The 19,819-nt window shown below is 74.0% G+C and carries 20 protein-coding genes; 9 read left to right on the forward strand and 11 right to left on the reverse strand.

Annotated features, from left to right (window positions below; genetic code table 11):
* Positions 1 to 13 precede the first annotated feature (13 nt).
* Positions 14 to 1,495, forward strand: a complete 1,482-nt coding sequence (locus tag DN051_RS21725) for an MFS transporter (protein ID WP_053761987.1) — start codon at positions 14 to 16, stop codon at positions 1,493 to 1,495.
* Positions 1,496 to 1,575: 80 nt separating this feature from the next.
* On the opposite strand, the gene DN051_RS21730 is transcribed toward DN051_RS21725, so the two are convergent.
* The 3 genes from DN051_RS21730 to DN051_RS21740 form a co-directional block, all read right to left on the reverse strand.
* Positions 1,576 to 2,145: a hypothetical protein gene (locus tag DN051_RS21730; protein WP_053762012.1), complete on the reverse strand. Its 570-nt coding sequence runs from the start codon at positions 2,143 to 2,145 to the stop codon at positions 1,576 to 1,578.
* 136 nt (positions 2,146 to 2,281) lie between these two features.
* The gene (murQ, locus tag DN051_RS21735) at positions 2,282 to 3,217 is read right to left on the reverse strand and encodes an N-acetylmuramic acid 6-phosphate etherase (protein WP_053761986.1); all 936 of its coding nucleotides are present in this window, start codon (positions 3,215 to 3,217) and stop codon (positions 2,282 to 2,284) included.
* A gap of 117 nt (positions 3,218 to 3,334) precedes the next feature.
* Positions 3,335 to 4,288: a MurR/RpiR family transcriptional regulator gene (locus DN051_RS21740; protein WP_112439328.1), complete on the reverse strand. Its 954-nt coding sequence runs from the start codon at positions 4,286 to 4,288 to the stop codon at positions 3,335 to 3,337.
* A 55-nt stretch (positions 4,289 to 4,343) separates the two neighbouring features.
* Here DN051_RS21740 and DN051_RS21745 point away from each other — a divergent pair, with 55 nt between their 5' ends.
* The gene (locus tag DN051_RS21745; protein ID WP_112439329.1) at positions 4,344 to 4,727 is read left to right on the forward strand and encodes a hypothetical protein; all 384 of its coding nucleotides are present in this window, start codon (positions 4,344 to 4,346) and stop codon (positions 4,725 to 4,727) included.
* Complete coding sequence (locus tag DN051_RS21750; RefSeq protein ID WP_053762011.1) at positions 4,724 to 5,002, forward strand: DUF4031 domain-containing protein; 279 nt, start codon at positions 4,724 to 4,726, stop codon at positions 5,000 to 5,002. Before DN051_RS21745 ends, DN051_RS21750 begins: the two co-directional genes overlap by 4 nt.
* Here the strand turns inward: DN051_RS21750 and DN051_RS21755 are convergent.
* Both DN051_RS21755 and DN051_RS21760 read right to left on the reverse strand, forming a co-directional pair.
* Complete coding sequence (locus tag DN051_RS21755) at positions 4,984 to 6,078, reverse strand: GNAT family N-acetyltransferase (protein ID WP_199314633.1); 1,095 nt, start codon at positions 6,076 to 6,078, stop codon at positions 4,984 to 4,986. The genes DN051_RS21750 and DN051_RS21755 overlap by 19 nt on opposite strands.
* 9 nt (positions 6,079 to 6,087) lie before the next feature.
* Positions 6,088 to 6,750, reverse strand: coding sequence for an HD domain-containing protein (locus tag DN051_RS21760; protein ID WP_053761982.1), 663 nt, complete (start codon positions 6,748 to 6,750; stop codon positions 6,088 to 6,090).
* Between the two features lie 70 nt (positions 6,751 to 6,820).
* Between DN051_RS21760 and DN051_RS21765 the strand changes: the two genes are divergently transcribed.
* Together DN051_RS21765 and DN051_RS21770 are read left to right on the forward strand one after the other, a co-directional pair.
* Positions 6,821 to 7,498 carry a maleylpyruvate isomerase family mycothiol-dependent enzyme gene (locus tag DN051_RS21765; RefSeq protein WP_053761981.1) on the forward strand — a complete coding sequence of 226 codons (678 nt, stop codon included), beginning with the start codon at positions 6,821 to 6,823 and terminating at the stop codon, positions 7,496 to 7,498.
* Positions 7,499 to 7,665: 167 nt separating this feature from the next.
* A complete protein-coding gene (locus DN051_RS21770; protein WP_053761980.1) occupies positions 7,666 to 8,358 on the forward strand; it encodes a copper homeostasis protein CutC in 693 nt (230 codons plus the stop codon).
* A gap of 181 nt (positions 8,359 to 8,539) precedes the next feature.
* Here the strand turns inward: DN051_RS21770 and DN051_RS21775 are convergent, their stop codons facing one another.
* Entirely contained in the window at positions 8,540 to 10,579 is a 2,040-nt protein-coding gene (locus DN051_RS21775) for a HelD family protein (protein ID WP_199314635.1), read from the reverse strand.
* A gap of 309 nt (positions 10,580 to 10,888) precedes the next feature.
* Between DN051_RS21775 and DN051_RS21780 the strand changes: the two genes are divergently transcribed.
* The gene (locus DN051_RS21780; RefSeq protein WP_053761978.1) at positions 10,889 to 11,068 is read left to right on the forward strand and encodes a hypothetical protein; all 180 of its coding nucleotides are present in this window, start codon (positions 10,889 to 10,891) and stop codon (positions 11,066 to 11,068) included.
* A gap of 69 nt (positions 11,069 to 11,137) precedes the next feature.
* Here DN051_RS21780 and DN051_RS21785 read toward each other — a convergent pair whose 3' ends face one another.
* The gene (locus tag DN051_RS21785) at positions 11,138 to 12,781 is read right to left on the reverse strand and encodes a DNA repair helicase XPB (protein WP_053761977.1); all 1,644 of its coding nucleotides are present in this window, start codon (positions 12,779 to 12,781) and stop codon (positions 11,138 to 11,140) included.
* Positions 12,782 to 12,954: 173 nt separating this feature from the next.
* On the opposite strand from DN051_RS21785, the gene istB reads away from it, so the two are divergent.
* The gene (istB, locus tag DN051_RS21790) at positions 12,955 to 14,160 is read left to right on the forward strand and encodes an IS21-like element helper ATPase IstB (protein ID WP_112442378.1); all 1,206 of its coding nucleotides are present in this window, start codon (positions 12,955 to 12,957) and stop codon (positions 14,158 to 14,160) included.
* Here the strand turns inward: istB and DN051_RS21795 are convergent.
* The 3 genes from DN051_RS21795 to DN051_RS21800 all read right to left on the reverse strand — a co-directional run bounded on the left by DN051_RS21795 (position 14,138) and on the right by DN051_RS21800 (position 17,385).
* Positions 14,138 to 14,368, reverse strand: coding sequence for a hypothetical protein (locus DN051_RS21795; RefSeq protein ID WP_112439330.1), 231 nt, complete (start codon positions 14,366 to 14,368; stop codon positions 14,138 to 14,140). The two genes, istB and DN051_RS21795, sit on opposite strands and share 23 nt — an antisense overlap.
* Before the next feature lie 81 nt (positions 14,369 to 14,449).
* Complete coding sequence (locus DN051_RS47295) at positions 14,450 to 14,578, reverse strand: hypothetical protein (protein WP_267890906.1); 129 nt, start codon at positions 14,576 to 14,578, stop codon at positions 14,450 to 14,452.
* 212 nt (positions 14,579 to 14,790) lie between these two features.
* Positions 14,791 to 17,385, reverse strand: coding sequence for a helicase C-terminal domain-containing protein (locus DN051_RS21800; RefSeq protein WP_053761975.1), 2,595 nt, complete (start codon positions 17,383 to 17,385; stop codon positions 14,791 to 14,793).
* A 475-nt stretch (positions 17,386 to 17,860) separates the two neighbouring features.
* Between DN051_RS21800 and DN051_RS21810 the strand changes: the two genes are divergently transcribed.
* Both DN051_RS21810 and DN051_RS21815 read left to right on the forward strand, forming a co-directional pair.
* Positions 17,861 to 18,832 (forward strand): hypothetical protein, encoded by a 972-nt coding sequence (locus DN051_RS21810; RefSeq protein ID WP_053761974.1) that lies wholly within the window; start codon positions 17,861 to 17,863, stop codon positions 18,830 to 18,832.
* A gap of 61 nt (positions 18,833 to 18,893) precedes the next feature.
* Complete coding sequence (locus tag DN051_RS21815; protein WP_079001532.1) at positions 18,894 to 19,565, forward strand: HAD family hydrolase; 672 nt, start codon at positions 18,894 to 18,896, stop codon at positions 19,563 to 19,565.
* Here the strand turns inward: DN051_RS21815 and DN051_RS21820 are convergent.
* Complete coding sequence (locus tag DN051_RS21820; protein ID WP_053761972.1) at positions 19,505 to 19,792, reverse strand: hypothetical protein; 288 nt, start codon at positions 19,790 to 19,792, stop codon at positions 19,505 to 19,507. The genes DN051_RS21815 and DN051_RS21820 overlap by 61 nt on opposite strands.
* Positions 19,793 to 19,819: the final 27 nt, after the last annotated feature.

Genomic DNA, 19,819 nt, shown 5'->3' on the forward strand with positions numbered 1-19,819 from the left:
GACGGAGGCCCGCATGTCCCACCCCACTGCCCGACCCGCCGAGACCGGTGGGGCGGCCCCACCGAGCTCGAACGCCGTGGTGGCGGTGCTCGCGTTCGCCGGAATCGTCGTCTCGCTGATGCAGACGCTGGTGATCCCGATCGTCCCGGAACTGCCCCGGCTGCTCGACGCCCCGTCGTCGGACACCGCCTGGGCGGTCACCGCCACACTGCTCGCCGCCGCCGTCGCCACCCCCGTGACCGGACGGCTGGGCGACATGTACGGCAAGCGCCGGATGCTGCTGATCAGCGTGGTCATGCTGATCGCCGGATCGGTCACGGCCGCGCTCAGCGACTCGCTGACCCCGATGGTCGTCGGACGGGTCCTCCAGGGGCTGGCCTCCGGGGTCATCCCGCTCGGCATCAGCATCATGCGCGACGAACTGCCCGCCGAACGGCTCGGCTCCGCCACCGCCCTGATGGGTGCCTCCCTCGGTGTCGGCGGCGCCCTCGGCCTGCCGGCCGCCGCGCTCATCGCCGACAACTTCGACTGGCACGCCCTCTTCTGGACCTCGGCCGGCATGGGAGTCGTGGCCGGTGTCCTCGTCCTGGCCCTCGTCCCCGAGTCGAAGGTCCGCAGCGGCGGACGGTTCGACGTGGTGGGCGGCGTCGGTATGGCGGTCGGGCTGGTCTGCCTGCTGCTGGCGATCTCCAAGGGCGCCGACTGGGGCTGGAGCAGCGGCACCACGCTCGGCCTGTTCACCGCGGCCGTCGTCGTACTGCTGGTGTGGGGCCGGTGGGAGCTGCGGGTGAGCGAGCCGCTGGTGGACCTGCGCGCCACGGCCCGCCGCCAGGTGCTGGTGACGAACCTGGCCTCGGTGGCCGTCGGCTTCGCCATGTTCGCGATGTCCCTGGTCATCCCGCAGATCCTGCAACTGCCCGAGGCGACCGGCTACGGGCTCGGCCGGTCGATGCTCGCCGCCGGCCTGGTCATGGCCCCGTCCGGCCTGGTGATGATGGCGACGGCGCCGGTCTCGGCCGCCGTGTCACGGGCCAAGGGCCCGAAGGTCACGCTGATGATCGGTTCCCTGATCGTGGCCGCCGGCTACGGACTGAACATCGCGCTGATGGACGCCGTCTGGCACTTCGTCCTGGTCTCGTGCGTCATCGGCGCCGGTATCGGCTTCACCTACGGCTCGATGCCCGCGCTCATCATGAGCGCGGTCGACCCCTCCGAGACCGCCGCGGCCAACAGCCTCAACACCCTGATGCGGTCCATCGGCACCTCCACCGCGAGCGCCGTGGCGGGCGTCGTCCTGGCCCAGATGACCACCCGGCTGGGCTCCGTCGACCTGCCCTCGCGCGACGGTTTCCGTACCGTCCTCGCGGTCGGGGCGGGCGCGGCACTGCTCGCCTTCGCCGTCGCCGCGTTCATCCCGCGCCGGACTCCGGCGGCGGGGGCGCAGGCTCCGGCCGCGGGCTCGGAACCGACGGAGGCGGCCCCGGCCCGGGCGTAGGGCGGGCCCGGCCCCGGGCCCGCACAGGGCCGCCACGGCGGTCCGCCGACGGTGGGTACGAACTCGTCGGGCCGTACGGCCTAGAGGTTGCCCATCGGTTCGATGTCGATGCGGACGGGCGTGCCCCAGACGCGCAGCACCTCGTAGTCGGTGAACTCGTGCACCAGGCGGTACGCCATCGCGGGCCGTGAACCGCGCCGCGCCGCCGCGAGATACAGCTCGGCCTCGCGGCGGTCCCGGCGCGGGGTGCCGCACAGCTGCCACTCCTGTCCGTTCCACAGCTCCGGCAGCCAGCGCTGCTGGGGCTGCGGGCGCTCGCCGCGCACTCCGTAGCGGGAGGGGGCGGAGGCGGTGGGCGCGGACTGCGCCGCCGGACCGTTGAACTCCGCCCGGCGGGCCGTGCGGCGCCGCGTCTCGCACAGCAGGCACAGGTCCGGGGCGCCCTCGTCCACCGGCCCGGTCGGGTGCTCGGCGCACCGGGTGCTGGGCGCGGTCGTGGTGACGCTGTCCGTCAGCAGGTCCAGGGCGCGTTGCAGATCGGCCCTGATCTCGTGCAGCCGGGCGTCCGGCGTGTCGGCGGTCAGCGCCTCGCCGTGCTCGCCGACGAGCCGCAGGGCGCGGCCCAGGGCGTTCAGCTGTGCGTGGTTCATGGTCATCTCGTCACTCGGCGGGGTCCGTGGTGCCTTCGGTGTCCAGGATGAACCCCACGGTGTCACGGGGACCGGCCGGGTGTCCGGTCGGTCCCCGGTGCGCTCCCCGCGGGGTTTCGCCCGGACCCGGCGCGGCTCAGCGGGCGGCTGCCCGGAGCGCGGCGCGCAGGTGCCCGCCGGAGTCCTCCAGCAGCCGGGCCGCCGTCGCCCCGTCCACACCACCCGCGATGGCCAGGATGGCCGCCTTGACCTCGCCGTCGGTCGAGGTGAGGGCGCGTTCGATCTCCTCGTCGGGCGCGCCGGTGGCCAGGGCGACGATCCGCCGGGAGCGGGCCCGCAGCTTCTCGTTCGAGGCGCGCACGTCGACCATGAGGTTCCCGTACGTCTTGCCCAGGCGGATCATCGTGATCGTCGAGAGCATGTTCAGCACCAGCTTCTGGGCCGTGCCCGCCTTCAGCCGGGTGGAACCGGTGAGCAGTTCGGGGCCGACGACGACCTCGATGCCGTGGTCCGCGGCGGCGGCCAGCGCGCTGTGCGCGTTGCACGAGAGGCCCACGGTCAGGGCGCCCTGCTCGCGGGCGTGTTCCACGGCGCCGATCGCGTACGGGGTGCGGCCCGAGGCGGAGACGCCGACCACCGTGTCGTCCGCCGTCAGCCGCAGCGCGTCCAGGTCGGCCCGCGCCAGTTCCCGTGAGTCCTCCGCGCCCTCCACCGAGGTGACCATGGCGTCCGGGCCGCCGGCGATCAGGCCCACCACCCGCGCCGGATCGGTGTTGAAGGTGGGCGGGCACTCGGAGGCGTCGAGCACACCGAGGCGGCCCGCCGTGCCGGCGCCGGCGTAGACGAGCCGGCCGCCGCGGGACATACGGGCCGCGATGTCGTCGATGGCCGCGGCGATCAGCGGCAGCCGCTCGGCGACGGCGGCGGCCACACCGGCGTCCTCGCCGTTCATCAGCGTGGCGATCTCCAGGGTGGGCAGCCGGTCGATCTCGGCCAGCTCCGGCCGGAACGCCTCGGTCGTCAGCGTCTCCAGCTCGGCTCGCAGTTCACGGGGATCGGATGTGGAGGTCATGAGGGGACGGCTCTTTCCTCTGTGCTGCCTCGGGTGCGACGTGCTGCCTCGGGTGTGGTGCCTTGCCTCGGGTGCGGTGTGCTGCCTCGGGTGTGACGAATGACTGGACGGCTCCGGCTAGCGCTGCGTTCCACCGCGTGGGCGGTGCCGGTGGGCCAGCGCCTCGTACGAGGCGGCCAGCGCGGGCGCGGCGGACTCGTACGTCCGCTGCGCCACCCCCACGAACAGGCAGTCCACCACCAGCAGCTGGCTGGTGCGGGACGACATGGCGGCCGGCCGCAGCTCGCTCTCCCGGGACGTGGAGGTGGTCAGCACGTGGTCGGCGTACTGGGTGACCGGCGAGTCCGGACGGCCGGTGATCGCCACGGTGGTCGCCCCGCGCTCGAAGGCGACGCGCAACGGCTCGATGACGTCCCCGGTGGAACCGGAATGCGTGATGGCGATGGCGACGTCACCGGCGCGCAACTGAACGGCGTTGGTCACGGCGAGGTGCGGATCGCCGTGCGCGTGGGCGATGAGACCGATGCGGAGCAGCTTCTGCGTGAGGTCCTGGGCGACCAGGCCGGACGCGCCGACGCCGTACACGTCGGTGCGGCCCGCGGCGGCGAGCGCGGTGACGGCGGCGTCGAGCTGGGCGGTGTCGAGACCGGCCGCGGTGTCGGCGAGGGTCTGCTGCTCGTCGTAGGCGAGCTTGGCGACGACGTCGGCGATCGGGTCGTCGACCGCGATGTCCGTGGTTATCGCGGGCGCGCGGCCGGACTGCTGCTGGGCGGCGAGTCCGGCGAGGGCGAGCCGCAGATCGCGGTAGCCGGGGTAGCCGAGCAGCCGGGCGGTGCGCACGACCGTCGCCTCACTGGTGCCGGTGAGTTCGGCGAGACCGGTGACGGTCAGGGCCGCGCAGCCCGCCGGATCGCCCGCCACGGTCTCGGCGACCCGCTGCATGGAACGGGTCATCGACGGCGCGAGCGTACGCACTTTGGCGGCCAGGACGGCCGGAGCCGGCGGCCTGTCGCCCGTGGGCCCGGGGGCTCCATCGGTCTTGCGGAAAGTTTCCTTCACGTCCCGTGTCACAGGTGAAAGATATTTTCGGCTCGGTGTCGTGGTCAAGAGTGCGCACAATGGGTGCATGGAGCCCATCAGTCCTCTGGAGCAGGCGTTGCACGCGGCCCGCGCCCTGGTCCTCGCCGATCTGGTCGCCGACCGGGTGGCGGAAGCGGACGTCGTGTCGCTGGTCGAGGAGTCCGTCGTCCAGCGGCGCTGGTGGGTGGAGCAGTGGCCGGAGGGAGCCGCGTACGTGGCCGGGCTGGTCGCCCAGGACGTCCAGGACGCGCTGCTGGAGCGGTACGGACGCTGGCCCCTGTGCCGGGTGTGCGGCTCCGGCGACCCGCACGCGCTGGACATCGAGCCGGAGCTGGGCCCCGATCCGCACTGGGTGTGTCACAAGGCGGGAGTGAAGGTGGCCGCGGTCGGCTCGCTGGGGTCGTGCGGCGGCGGGGCACCGGCCTCGTGACGGTCTACATCGACCCGCCGACCTGGCCGGGCCACGGCCGCATGTGGTCCCACCTGGTCAGCGACGTCTCCTACGACGAGCTGCACGCGTTCGCCGAAGGGCTGGGCGTGCCCCGGCGGGCCTTCGAGCGGGACCACTACGACCTTCCGTCGCACCGCTACCCGGACGCGGTGAGCGCCGGGGCGGTCGAGGTCAGCAGCCGCGAGGTGGTGCGGCTGCTGCACGGTGCCGGGCTGCGCAGACCCAAGCGGCGTGCTCAGGAGCGCAGCTCGTAGGCGAACTGCGCGCCGTCCTCGCCCTCCTCGCTGACCCGCCGGAAACCGGCCCGCTCGACGACCCCGCGCGACGGCGCGTTGTCCCGGTCGACCGTCGCGAACAAGGACGTCACGTCCTGCCGGGCCAGGGCCCACGCCGCCAGCGCGCGCAGCGCCTCGGTGGCGTACCCGTGGCCGCGGGCGGACTCGGTGAGGTCGTAGCCGATCTCCGCGCGGCCGTCCTCGTCGGGGGCGCCGTGGAATCCCATGCCGCCTATCGCGCGGTCGTCCTCGGCGCGGACCAGTACGAACAGGCCGAACTCGGGGCGGTGCACGCCCTCCTGGTACGCCTTCGCGGTCATCCCCGCCGCCTCGCGCGTGCCCTCGAACGGGCCGCCCTCGGCCCACGCGAACCCGCCGTCGCCGTCCGCGGCGAGGTCGGCGGCGGCGGCCGGGGTCACGCCCTCCAGGGTGAGCCGCCCGGCGGGCAGGACGAGGTTGTTGCTCCAGCGCCACTCGGTGACCGGGGCCCGGCCGGGCAGCTCGCCGCGGCCGGTGGCCCACAGCAGGGTGCGCCAGTGGTCGGGGCCGGGCTGGACGTGCGGGAAGATCCGGGTCAGCACGAACTCGGCGAGCGGGGCGGGCGCTTCGTAGGGCAGGCCGAGCCCTTCGGCGATGTCGTGCGTGTGCAGCAGCACCTCGGCGACGCCCATCGCGGCGAATCCGACGCGGTCCGCGCTGCGGAACGGGTACGGGTGGAAGGCGCGGGCGGAGCGGGGCGCGGTGCGCGCCGCCGCGGTGAGCAGCGCCCCGGTCGTCTCGATCACTTCGAGGACGTCCGCGTTGCCGGCCGCGTCGGGGCCGCCCGCCGGGCCGTCGAGGACGATCTCGAAGGGCGCGTACCTGTCCCGCACCCGGCCCGCCAACTGCCCCGCGTACGCGATGAGATCACCGGCGATGTGCTCGGCCGTGCGGCGGCAGCTCCACTCCAGGCCGCCCGCCGCGACCCCCTCCCAGTCCCGGTCCACCGCCGGCCGCAGCGCGCTCGCACAGCTCGCCACGGCGTCGCCCACCTGTTCCCCGCCCGTGATGTCCATGGGGGCAGGCTAGGCCGACGGACGGTCCCCCAGCGACAGCATTTCCAGCTCGGAGGCGATGTTGTAGCGGGCCGTCGCCTCCCAGGCGGACCGGCCGTGCGGGGTGCGGAACAGGTGCGGCAGATCGAGCAGTCGGCGCAGGACGGCGGACCGGCCGTCACGGAAGGCGTCGACCGGCACGAAGTGGTACTCCTCGCGCACGGCGGCCGTGTACACGGCGTACTCCGACGGTGGCGCGGCGAGGATCGCGAGGTCGGCGTCGCACAGCACCCGGCCGTCCCGGTCGTCGTCGGCGGGGGCGTGGGTGACGGTGAGCCGGACCAGCCGGGCCACTTCGGCGGTCCGCGCCGCGGACACCCCGGCCTCGGTCAGCGCCCGTTCGGCGAGCCGGGCCGAACGCTCCTCGTTCTCGGAGCGTTCGGGCAGGTAGACCGCGTCGTGGAACCAGGCGGCCAGCCGGACGGCGTCCGGATCGTCGGCGTACTCGGCCAGTACGTCGATGTGGTCCAGGACCGCCGTCAGATGGGAGAGGGTGTGGTAGCGGCGCTGCGGCTCCTGCCAGCGGGCGATCAGGTCGTCCGCGTACGGGGCCGGATCGGGCCCGTCCCCCGGGGCTCGGGCGGCTTCGAGGGTACGGAGGAAGCGGGCGCGCAGGGCGTGTGGGTCGGCCATGGGGTCATTCTGGCCCGCGCGTCGGAACGCGACCCTGCCCCGCGTCGACGGTGGGCCCTAGCGTGGGCGGATGACTACTGCTGACATGCACGGTGAGGCACGGGATCCGGAGCTGCCGGGTCGGCTGCTGGTGACGGAGCGGGACGCGCTGATCCCGCTGCTGCGGGGAAGGCCGGAGGGGGACTTCGCGGTCCCCGCGGCGGCATGTCCGGGGTGGACGGTGCGGGATGTGCTGGCGCACTGTTCGGCCGTGCTGGTGAGGGTGGTGGAGAGCCGGTTCGAGGAGGGCGTCTTCTCGCCCGAGGCGAACGACCGGGACATCGCCGAGCGCGCCGACTGGACCGTCGCGCGGGTCCTCGACGAGCTGGAACGCGCGATGACCGAGGCGGGCCCGGCCATCGCCGGCGCGGGCGGGGCGCTGGACGGCGTCGCGCTCGGGGAGTGGGTGCACGCCGGCGACGTGCGCGACGCGCTCGGGGCGCCGGGGGCGTACGAGGGGGAGGGGCAGCCGTACGCGCTCGACCTCCTCGTCCGGATCACCCGCGAGCGCGGGCATCTGCCGCTGCACGCCGACCTGGACGAGGCGGACGAGCCGCTGAGGTTCGGCGACCTCAGCGGCGAGCGGACCCCGGCGCGCTACATCGGGGACGCGGCGACGCTGGTGCGGCTGTACGCGGGGCGGCCGGTGAACGGCACGGGATACGAGCTGGCGGGAGCGCGGGCGGCCGAGCTGAACATCTTCGGCTGACCGGCTGACCGGCTGACCGGCTGACCGGCGGACACGTGTACTGCGGGGCGTCGCTTCGGCCCTGAACCGACGGTGGTCGTCTCGTACCTCGATCCTGCGCGGCGTACTCTGATATTGGACTAGACCTGTAGCCGCTTCCGGGCGCGACGCCCAAGGAAAGGGGTCCTATGAGCACGCGTGCAGTCCTGGAGGTGATCGCCCTCGACGCCGAGGACGCGGTCGCCGCCCAGGCCGGAGGCGCGGACCGCCTCGAACTGGTCACCGACATGGCGGCCGACGGGCTCACCCCGTCGGCCGGGACCTTCGCCGCGATCCGGGCCGCCGTCGACATTCCGCTGCGCGTGATGCTGCGGCTCGCGGACGGGTTCGCGGCCGGAGAGGTCGACCGGCTGGTCGACGTCGCCCTTCGTCTGCGCGAGCAGGGCGCCGACGAGTTCGTGCTCGGGTTCCTCGGCCCGGACGGCGGGGTGGACCTGGACGCCGTGGAGCGGGTGGCCGGCGTGCTGGACGGATGCCGGTGGACCTTCCACCGGGCGATCGACCGGGCGGCCGACCGGGACGCGCTGCGCAAGGCGCTCGACGGGATGTCCGGGCTGGACACCTATCTGACGGCCGGGTCGGCGGACGGGGTGGACGACGGGATCCCCACGCTGCTCGCGGAGGCGGCGCGGCAGGGGGAGCCCGGGTACGAGCAGCGGATCCTGGTGGGCGGGGGGTTGCGGCTGGAGCATGTGCCGCGGCTCCTGGCGGCCGGGCTCGACGGGTTCCACATCGGTGGGGCGGCCCGGCCGGGGGGCTGGGAAGGTCCGGTGTCGGTGGGAGCGGTGGCTGAGTGGCGGGCGGTGTTGGACGGGGTGTGACGGGGCGTCGGCCGCACGGGGTCGGGGAGCGCCGGTGCCGGGAGCGCGGGGGTGCGTGGTCCGTGCGGGTCCGTGGGCGCTCGTGCGGCGGTGGGGTGCGCGGCCCGGCGTCGACGGGGTGCCGCCCGCGCCCACCGTGCCGCCCCCGGCGGCACGGCTGCCCGCGGACCGGGCGGGCGGGTCAGGCGAGTTGGGGTGGGAGCGGGGTCGTGTGGGTGACCGTCAGGCCTGAGACCGCTCGGGTCAGGGCGACGTACAGGCGGCGCAGGCCGGTGCGCTCGTCGGGCTCGGCGTCGACCACCGCGCGCGGCTCGTCGAGGACCACGTAGTCGTACTCCAGGCCCTTGGCCAGGGACGCGGGGACCAGGGTGAGGCGGGTCTCCGGGGTCGTCTCCTCGCCCGGCCCCAGGTGACCGAGTCCGGCCGCGGCCAGCGCGTCCGCGAGGGCCGGTACGCGCGCGTCCGCCGCGATCAGGCCGATCGACCCCTCGTTGCGCAGCGCCCGCAGGCACTCCGCGACCACGTCCGCGTCGCCCGTGACCTGCCGGACCTCGAAGGACCCGGGGTTCTCACGGACGGACGCCACCGGGGTCAGACCGGGCGCGATGTGCGGCAGCAGGCGCGAGGCGTAGGTGATGACGTCCGTCGGGACGCGGAAACCGGCCGTCAGCTCCTCGACCACCGCGTCCGCCTTACCGAGATGGGCCAGCGCCTCCTGCCAACTCCGGGTGGCCCAGGGCGTGGTGCCCTGTGCGAGGTCGCCGAGGACGGTCGCTGAGCCCGTGGTGCAGCGGCGCCCGACCGCGCGGTACTGCATCGGGGAGAGGTCCTGCGCCTCGTCGAGGACGACATGGCCGAGCGACTGCGTGCGCCGGACCAGGTCCGTCGCCTCGTCGATCAGCACCGCGTCCGCGGGCGACCACTTCGCGGACCTCACCGACCGCACCGGCCGCGTCCACAGGATCGTCTTGCGCTCCTCCTCGGTGAGGATGCCCTCTGCCTGCGCGTCGAGGAAGTCCGCGTCGGTCAGCAGCCGCAGCACCAGCTTCGCCGGGTCGACCGGCGGCCAGATCGCCTTGACGGCCGCCTTGACCGCGCTGTTGCGGGCCACCGCGTCCTGCACCCGGTCGTCCGGGGCCTCGCCCGACCGTTCCATCTGCACCAGCACGGCATGCGCGATCCGCTGCGGCAGCGCCTCGCGGGCGGCGCCGTAGCGGATGCCGCGGTCCAGCAACTCCCGGACGATGTCCTCCAGTTCGTACGCCGCGACCCGCCAGCGCCGCGACCCGCGCACCACGACGACCGGTTCCGCCGGCATCGTCACGTGCGAGAAGACCGCCCGGTGCAGGACGCGCGCCATCCGCGCGTCACCCTTGACGACGGCGGCGGCCGGCTCGTCGGCGCCCTTCACCTCGACGTGCGCCACCAGGTCGTCGACCGTCGCCTGCCGCACCGCCAACTCGCCGAGCGCGGGCAGCACCTGCTCGATGTAGTGCAGGAAGGACCGGTTCGGCCCGATGACGAGGGTGCCGGTGCGGGCCAGCCGCTCACGGTGGGCGTAGAGGAGGTAGGCGACCCGGTGCAGGCCCACCGCGGTCTTCCCGGTGCCGGGCCCGCCCTGCACGCACACCGTCCCGCCCAGCCCGGACCGCACGATCTCGTCCTGCTCGGGCTGGATGGTCGCCACGATGTCCCGCATCGGGCCGACGCGGGGGCGCTCGATCTCCTGCTGGAGCAGCCTGCTGGTCTTCGCCGCCTCGGCGGGGTCGGACAGGTGCTCGTCCTCGTAGGCCGTCAGGTCCCCGCCGGTGTAGCCGAACCGGCGGCGCAGCCCGACGTCCAGCGGGTCCTTCTTGGAGGCCCGGTAGAACGGCTGCGACACCGGCGCGCGCCAGTCGATCACCATGGGGTCGCCGTCGGCGTCGTGCACGTGCCGGCGCCCGATGTAGAAGCGTTCCCCCTCGGCGCCCTCGGCCTGTTCGGCACCGGGCGCGTGCAGGTAGTCGAGCCGGCCGAAGAACAGCGGCGTGTCGCTGAGGTCGGCGAGCGCCTTGATCCGCTCACCGATCTGGTGCTCCAGGATCTGGGCGTTGACCCAGTTCGCGGTGACGTCGCTGATGTCCAGGGATTCGACGTCCTCGCGCATGGCGCGCAGCGCGGCTCGGGACGCCGAGAGGTGGGACCGCTCGCGGGAGAGCGGGTCGTCGGCAGGCGTGGACAAGGGAGTGCCTCCGTGAGGGACCTGCGTGGGTGTGGGGTCGGTCGATGCCGTCCGGTTTCCGGCCGGACGGCGGCACTCCGCGAGGGAGGCGGGCAAGACCGGCGATTTTAGGCAATGAGGGGCGTCCGGTGCCAACGAATATCCACGCCCGGCCGCGCCCGGCTCGCCACGCCCGGCCGCGCCCCACCCCTAGGGGGTGACCCGTCCCTCCTCGGGGGAGGCGGTCCGACCGGAGGGCTACTCGGCGGCCGCGCAGGTTCGGTCCCTAGACCGATGCCGCGGCCGGGTGCGAAAACCGACTATGGAGACATGAGTGCAGCAGTCGTCGGTCCAGCTCCGGCCCGGCCGTCCGGTGCCACCGCCGTCACCGGCAGCCACCGGCACCGCCTGGGCGATGTCGTGCGCGCCGTCCGGGTGTTCGCGGGCGCCGCGTTCGACGTGATCGTCCTCGGTGAGTACGGCGAGGAAGCGGGCGTACGCCGCAGGTGACGTACGCCCCGAGCGGCCACGGGGCCGGATTGCGGCGCGCCCCGGCCGATCACACTCGGCGACCCCTGCTCAGCTCTCCGCCAGCAACTCGTCCGCGTCCATGATCCGGTAGGCGTAGCCCTGTTCCGCGAGGAACCGCTGCCGGTGGGCGGCGAAGTCCTGGTCGATCGTGTCCCGGGCGACCACCGAGTAGAAGTGGGCCTGGTGGCCGTCGGCCTTGGGACGCAGGACGCGGCCCAGCCGCTGCGCCTCCTCCTGCCGGGACCCGAAAGTGCCCGACACCTGGATGGCGACCGTCGCCTCCGGCAGGTCGATGGAGAAGTTCGCGACCTTGGAGACCACGAGCACGCTGATCTCGCCCTCCCGGAACGCGTCGAAGAGCCTCTCGCGCTGGGCGTTGGAGGTCTCGCCCTTGATCACCGGGGCGTTCAGGTGCTCGCCGAGTTCGTCGAGCTGGTCGATGTACTGCCCGATGACGAGGATCTGCTGCCCGGCGAACCGCCGCACCAGCGCCTCGGTCACCTTGCGCTTGCTGTCGGTCGTCGCGCAGAAGCGGTACTTCTCCTCGGCCTCGGCGGTGGCGTACGCCAGCCGCTCGGAGTCGGTGAGGTTGACCCGGACCTCGACGCAGTCGGCGGGCGCGATGTACCCCTGCGCCTCGATCTCCTTCCACGGCGCGTCGAACCGCTTCGGCCCGATGAGCGAGAAGACGTCCGACTCGCGGCCGTCCTCGCGGACGAGCGTGGCCGTCAGGCCGAGCCGCCGCCGGGCCTGGAGGTCCGCGGTGAACTTGAAGACGGGCGCGGGCAGCAGGTGCACCTCGTCGTAGACGATCAGGCCCCAGTCGCGGGAGTCGAACAGCTCCAGGTGCGGGTAGACACCCTTCCGCCTGGTCGTCAGCACCTGGTACGTGGCGATCGTGACGGGCCGGATCTCCTTCTTCGTACCGCTGTACTCGCCGATCTCGTCCTCGGTCAGCGAGGTCCGTTTGACCAGCTCGTGCTTCCACTGCCGGGCCGAGACCGTGTTCGTGACGAGGATCAGCGTCGTCGACTTCGCCTGCGCCATGGAACCCGCGCCCACCAGCGTCTTGCCGGCGCCGCAGGGCAGCACGACGACACCGGAGCCGCCGTGCCAGAAGTTCTCCACCGCCTGCTTCTGGTAGGGCCGCAGCGCCCAGCCGTCCTCGTTCAGCTCGATCGGGTGCGCCTCGCCGTCGACGTACCCGGCGAGGTCCTCGGCCGGCCAGCCCAGCTTCAGCAGCGACTGCTTGATCTGTCCCCGCTCGGAGGGGTGCACGGCCACGGTGTCGGGGTCGATGCGGATGCCGACCAGCGGGGCGATCCGCTTGGAGCGCAGCACCTCCTCCAGCACCGGCCGGTCGGTGGTGGTGAGCACCAGGCCGTGGGCGGGGTGCTTGGAGAGCGTCAGACGGCCGTAGCGGTCCATCGTCTCCGCGATGTCGACCAGCAGCGCGTGCGGCACGGGGTAGCGGCTGAACTGCACCAGCGCGTCCACCACCTGCTCCGCGTCGTGCCCGGCGGCGCGCGCGTTCCACAGGCCGAGCGGTGTCACCCGGTAGGTGTGGATGTGCTCGGGCGCCCGCTCCAGCTCCGCGAAGGGCGCGATGGCCCGACGGCATTCGTCGGCACGCTCGTGGTCGACTTCCAGGAGCAGAGTCTTGTCGGACTGGACGATCAGCGGACCATTCACGCGGGCACCCTTTCCGTACGGCCGGTACGGCCGAACGTCCAGTGTGCCTGATCGTCGCCCGATCGGTTCGTGGCCGCCCAAGGGCCGTACGTCCCGTCCTACAGGATGTCTATTCATTCCTGGGAGTGGAGCGGTTTCACCTGTACGGCCGCGGCTGCGAAGAATGGCCGACCGTGCAGGCCATCACTCGTGCCCCGTCCCCGCCGACCACCACCCTCGGCTACGCCCTGTTCGCCACCCGCTGGCTCCAGGCCCCGCTCTACTTCGGCCTGGTGGCCGCGCAGGGGGTGTACGTCTACAAATTCTTCAACGAACTGTGGACCTTAATCCTCCGGTGCGTGACCGGAGCGGCGACCGAGACCTACGTCATGCTCGCCGTGCTCAAGCTCGTCGACGTCGTCATGATCGCCAACCTGCTGATCATGGTGATCGTCGGCGGCTACGAGACGTTCGTGTCACGCATCGGTCTCCAGGGCCACCGTGATCAGCCGGAGTGGCTGTCCCACGTCAACTCCAACGTACTGAAGGTGAAGCTGGCCACCGCCATCGTGGGCATCTCCTCCGTCCATCTTCTCCAGATGTTCGTCGACGTGCACCACACCGCGCGGCACTCCCTGCTGTGGGGCACGGTCATCCACATGGCGTTCATCGTGTCCGCGGCGATCCTCGCCTACATGTCGGGTCCGATGGCCGCGCAGGCCGAGCGCGGCCGGCACGAGGAGCACCGGGACGTTCCGGAGCCGGTGCGGCCCCTCGCGCCGATCCCGGCGCAGGCGGGTCCGCCGGCCGTCGAGACCGGGGCCGAGGAGCGCATCCGGGCCGCCGGGTTCCCGGCCCGCAAGGCGCTGGAGGACTTCGACGCCGAGCACCCCCGGGTCTTCGACCGGGAGGCCGTGGCCCGGCTCGGCAAGACGGACTTCGTCACGGCGCACGCCAACGCGGTGTTCGTCGGGCCGCCCGGCACCGGCAAGACGCATCTGGCCGTCGGGCTCGGGGTGCGCGCCTGCCAGGCGGGGCACCGGGTGCTCTTCGACACGGCCGCCGGCTGGGCGGCCCGGCTGGCGGGGGCGCAGGCGGCGGGCCGGCTCACCGAGGAACTGGGCGCCCTCGACGCCCGCGCGCTGCTGATCGTCGACGAGGTCGGCTACGTCCCCTTCGACGCCGACACCTCCCGGCTGTTCTTCCGGCTGGTGGCGCACCGCTACGAGCGCGGGTCGCTGATCGTGACCAGCGACCGCCCCCTGGACAGGTGGGACGAGGTGTTCGGCGGTCCCTCGGCCGCGGCGATGGTGGACCGGCTGGCCCACCACGCCGAGATCGTGCGGCTCGAAGGAGACAGCTACCGGACGCGCCGGGCTACCTCGGAGTGGGCAGGCTGATGTTGTTGACCAGCGGTTGGGCGAAGACGTGCCCGTCGACGTTGACGAGCGGTTCGCCGCCGCCCGCGGTGATCGGCAGCGGCAGCGGCGCGGCCGGGGCGGCGGAGGCCTCGGGCGCGAGCGCCGCGACGAGCGCGGCGGCGGTCACGAGCGCGGCGGCCGAGACGGCGACGGCACGGTGGGCGCCGGCGGGGAGTTTGGAACGCATCGGGAGGTGCGGGCCTTTCGGATGAGTCGGGGCGGGCCGGCCCCGGGGCGCCGGGACCGGCCCGATCGGGTGCGCGGACCGTCAGACGGGCGGTGTCTCGATGACCAGGCCGGCCACATCGATGCCGATCGCCGCGGCCTGGCCGGCGAACGCACCGATCATCAGGGCGGTGGCGGTCAGGACGGCCGCGAGACGACGGGCTGCACGCATAGGACGCACTTCCTTTCAACTGCACTGACCCGAGCCACCCTTTCCGGGCGGCCCGGACTCGATCAGGACATCCGGTGGCTGCCCGGCGTCCCGCGGCCGGATGCGGATCGGCCCGCAAGCTCCCTCATCGGTGGGAAGTGTCCGGCGTGGCGTGCATGAATTCGGCCCTACCCTCCACCGGGTGACACGGTCCGGTGGCCGGGTCCCCGCTCTCAGGTCTGCTCGTCGGCCAGCTCCGCCACCCCGGTGATCCGGTGCAGCGGGTAGGTGCGGACCTCGTCCGCGGTGTGGTCGTACGCCGTCACGAAACCGCCCTCGACCCGCACCGGCGCGATCACCCGCTGGCTGGCGGCGCCCTCGGCGTTGACGTAGCCGATCCACAGGGCCTGGCCGGTCAGCACGGCGGCCTGCATGGTGGCGAGGGTCTCGGCCGAACCGGTGCGCGGCAGTTCGCCGCCGGTGACCGGGGTGGCCGTGCCGCTCGCCTTGCGCGGGGCCGTGGAGGCCAGGTCACCGGCCCGGATGGCGCGGATCGCGGCGGCGAGCAGGGTCGCGTCGGGGGCGGGCGGGCCGTCCGGCACCGGCTCGGGCGCGCTGCGCGGCGGGGTGCGGTGGGAATGCGCACGAGTGATCAGGACGTCGCCCTCGGCCGACTCGGCGGCCGGCGCGAAACCCATCGCGCGCAGCCCCTCCAGCAGCGCGGCCGGGTCGGTCTGCGCGGCCAGCACGGTGGGCGCGAGGCGGCGCAGCCCGAGGCCCGCGGCCCTGCGGTCGGCGAGGATCTCGTTGAGCAGCGCGTCGTCGTCGCAGCGCAGATACGCCGAGGCCGCGCCCACCCGGAGCCGGCCGTGCCGGCGGGCCACGTCATCGATCAGGTACGCCAGTGGCTGCGGCACCGGCGTACGCGAGTGCCGGTCGAGGAAGGCGTGCAGGTCGGAGGCGCTGCGGCCGGCGTCCAGGGCCCGGCGTACGGAACCGGGCGTGAAGCGGTAGACCGTCGCGCCGCCCTTCGACTCCACGTCGGCGAGCACGCCCAGCATGTCGGCGAGCGGACGCTGCAAGGGGCCCGGCGCGACGGCCGTGAGGTCGGCCTGGAGCAGGACGTGGTCCAGTGGTTCGGGCAGCAGCGGGGCCAGCAGCCGGGCGGCCAGGGCGCAGGCGGCGGACTGCTCGGCGGGCGCCAGCGGCTCCGGCGGGGTGGGCGGACGGTGGTGGACGGGGAGTTTGTCGCCGGGGCCCTGCGGGTCGTCGGTCGGCTCGTGCGCGGGAGCGTGCGCCCCGAGCAGTGCCCGTCCGTGCGCCGACAGGGCTCCGCGGCCGGTCACGCCGAGCAGTTCCGCCTCGGACAGGGCCCACTGGGCGAGCCGGGTGCGCAGGTCGTCCTCGCGCGCGACCTCGGTGGCGGCGCTCCGGCCGTTGTCCGCTACGGCCTCCCGCCGGCCCTCACGGCCCCGCAGCGGCCGCTCCCAGCGCAGCCGGGCCAGTACCGACCCCGCCGTCGGCGCGGACCCCTCGGGCAGCCCGGCGAGCAGGCCCAGCACCCGGTGCCGTACCTCCGGCGCGGCCGAGCGGTCCAGACCCGGGCCGAGCGTCGCCAGCGACCGGTCCTTCGCGTCCCGCCCGCCGACCAGCCCGGCCGTTCGGGTCGCCGCCAGCCAGGCGCGCGCCAGCCGCGTCCAGCGCTCGGCGGCCGGCTGCTCCAGCCACTCGTCGTACGCCGGGGTCGCCGCGTACCGCTCGTCCGCCTCGCCGTCCGACGCCACCAGGCCCGCCGCGTGCGCCAGCTCGACCCAGAACGCCGCGACCGGCTCGGGCACGTCCAGCGCGACGGCGGTGCGCTTGAGGTCGCGCACGCTCAGCCCGCCGGCCCGCAGCACCGCGGGCCCGCCCTCGTCCCAGTCCTTCAGCAGCTCCTCGACCGTCGTCAGCGCGGTGTACGCCTGCCCGGCCGCCGTCGCGTCCACAACCTGTGGACGGTACGCGGTGGCGCCCTCCACCGGCGGCGGCACGGGCTCGGGGGCGTGATGCGCACGGCCGCCGCGCATGTGCAGCGCCACCTCGCGGGGCAGCACGACCGTGCCGGGCGCGGTCGGCAGCAGCAGCCCCCGGTCGAGCAGCCAGCGCAGCCGGGGCGCCGGATCCGGCGTGACCTGCCCGTACGGCGGCCCCCACACGAGCCGCTCCAGCACCTCCAGCGACTCGGCCGGGGCACCCGCGAGCAGCGCGGCCATCCGGCGCCGGTCGGAGAACAGGGCGGACAGGGCGGTGGCCGCGGAGACCGAGTCGTGCGTGGACGGCAGTCCGGCGGCCGTGACGAGTTCCTGGATACGGCCCGGCGACATGCCCGCCGTCGACTCCTGGACGCTCGGGCCCAGTCCGGTCGGCGACGGGTGCTGCGGGGTCGGCGTGAGCAGTTCGCGGGCCGTGCGCACCAGCCGCAGCCGGTCGTCGTCCCCCCACACGAGGGCCTGTTCGCGCAGCGAGCCGAGCGCGCGCGGCAGCGCCGCGGCGACCAGCGCGTCCCCCTCGTCGCCGGACAGGAGCCCGAGCAACTCCTCGTACGTCGCCGGGTCCGACGCGACCGCCAGTGCCTCCGCCGTCTGGAGCGCGAACCGGTCCAGCCGTTCCAGGGCGCGGACCACGGACGCGCGGGTGCCGGCCCGGGTGGCGAGCTGGGTCAGGTCGGTGGGGACGGGCGTGATGAGATCGGGCCGGCTGCGCAGGAGCGCGGCCAGCGAGGCGTCGTCCCGCCCACGGAGCGCCTCCGCGAGGGACCGTGGGGCGGCCGGCTTCTCGTCGCTGCTCATCCGGTCCACGGTAGCGGGTGGCGGGCCCGGCCAGGGAGTGCGGCCGTCCGCGCCGGGGGCCGGTGCGCGGAGGGAACGTTTCCGGGACCGCCCCCGGATGAATTCGCGGGGGGATTCCGGCATCACCGGCCACCCGGCGCACGGCCGTCATCAAGCTTCCGGCAACCGTGCCTCCGGTCGCGGGAATTCGAAGACACCGAAGACACCGAAGACACCGAAGACACCGAAGACACCGAAGACACCGGAGACACCGAAGACCGCGGAGACCCCGGAGGCATCAGGGGCATCGGGGAAAACGACGGGAATCCGCGGACCGCCCGGCAATCGAGGGGGAATTCCACGGGAGCGTCGCGCCGATCGCCGGGAGGGGAGTACCCGCTGGTGTGCGAGCCGTGCGTGACGCGCACCCGCCCCGCGGGCCTGCGCTACCGTCGTCCCACGGGGAATCCGGCACACCCGCCCCGGAGGGGACAGCGTGGGGATCGAGAGCGACAAGGTCGTCTACGAGTATCTGAGCCGCGTCGGTGACGTGGCCCAGCAGCAGCAGCTTTCCTCCGCCACCCGGATGCGCCTGGTCTCGCAACTGCGCGACGAGATCGACCGGCGCCGCGCCAAGGCCGTCGTCGACAGTCCCGCCGCCGTCCGCCGCATCCTCTCCCGCATGGGCAGCCCCGACGACGTCGTCGCCGCCGCGGGCGGGGCCGGAGCCGCGCCCGAGCCGCCGCCGGCCGTCCTGCCGGTGCAGCGCGGCGAGCGGCGCCCGGAACCGCGGCAGCCGAAGACCGCGCGCGGCTCCCTGCCGCGCCCCCGCAAGGCCGAACCGCCCGTCCCGGCACCCGCCGACGGCCCCGCCCCGCCGCACCGCGCCGGTCAGCACGAGCTGGGGGACAGCGCCGCGCAGCCCGACTGGTGGCGGGTGGACAGCAGCCCCTTCGGGGTGGGCGACAGCGTGCCGGGGTTCGTCGGCGGGGTGGAGATCCCGGAACTGCTCAAGCCGCCGCCGAAGCAGACCGCGCGCGAGCCCGAACCCGAACCGGCGGCCGGGCCGGTCCCCGAGGAGTCGGCTTCCGAGGAGGCGCCCGCCCGGCGCCGCCTGCTGCCGTCCCCCGGCACCTGGAGCAACCCCCTGCTGCTCCTGGCCGCCGCCCTCCTGGTCGCCGGCGCGGTGCTCGGCAACCTCCTCGCCCTCGCCCTCGGCTGGCTGATCGCCTACGCCTCGCGCCGCCTGACCAGGGCGGAGGTGAAGTGGGCGGTCATGGGTCTGCCCGCGCTGGCGGTAACCGCCGGTTTCGTCTGGCTGTGGGGCCGGACCGACGGCCGCTGGGGCAGCCCCGTGCCCGACGGCGGGATGAACGGCGCGCTCGCCGAGACCTGGCCCTGGGTGCTGCGCGGCGCGGCGGTGGCGTCGGCGCTGTTCCTGGTGTGGCGCTCGCAGAAGGAGCGGTAGGGCGGGCCCCTCCCGGGGCGGGGGCGCCCCCCTTCCGGGGCGGTGGACGGGGCTGGGCAGAATGGCCCATATGACTCTTCGCCCGCCGACCGTCGGCTTCGACCTCGACATGACGCTCATCGACTCGCGCCCCGGGATCCGCGCCTGCTATCTGGCGCTGGCCGAGCGGACCGGCACGTACATCGACGCCGACCTGGCGATCACGCGGCTCGGGCCGCCGCTGGAGGAGGAGCTGCGCCACTGGTTCCCGGCCGCGGAGGTGCCCGCCGTCGCCGATGTGTACCGCGCCATGTACCCGTCGATCGCCATCTCCGCGACGCCCGCCATGCCCGGCGCGCACGAGGCGATACAGGCGGTCCGGGCGGCCGGCGGGCGCGCGGTCGTCGTCACCGCCAAGTACGAGCCCAACGCCAGGCTGCACCTCGCCCACCTCGGTCTCGAGCCGGACGCGGTGGTCGGCGACCTGTGGGCGGAGGCGAAGGCGGAAGCACTGCGCGAGTTCGGCGCGGCCGTGTACGTCGGCGACCACACCGGCGACGTGCGCGGCGCCCGTGCGGCCGGAGCGCTGTCGGTGACGGTACCGACGGGTCCGTGCGACGCCGCCGAACTGCGCGCGGCCGGCGCGGACGTCGTGCTCGGCGGCCTCGGCGAGTTCCCGGCCTGGCTGTCCGCCTACCTCGACGCGTCCGGGACGCCCGGCCTGCCGGAGGCGGCCGACGCCCCGCGTGCCTGATTCCGGCCCGCGGCGATCGACTGGAACACCCCGGCGCCGGCGATGAGGAAGCCGACCCCCATGAGCATGCTCAGCACGAACATGTAAGTCGGAAATGGCGTCGTGCCGAGGAACAGCGGGGCCACCGTGACGACAGTGGCCACGGCTCCGACGACGAAGACGACGGCACCGGCGCGGATCAGTCGGTCACCGGGCGCGGCGGAATTCGGTTGGGTTTTGTCACGCACCGGACCAGGGTAGTTCCCAGCGCGAAG

The organism is Streptomyces cadmiisoli (genome assembly GCF_003261055.1).
In the GTDB taxonomy this organism is placed as follows: domain Bacteria; phylum Actinomycetota; class Actinomycetes; order Streptomycetales; family Streptomycetaceae; genus Streptomyces; species Streptomyces cadmiisoli.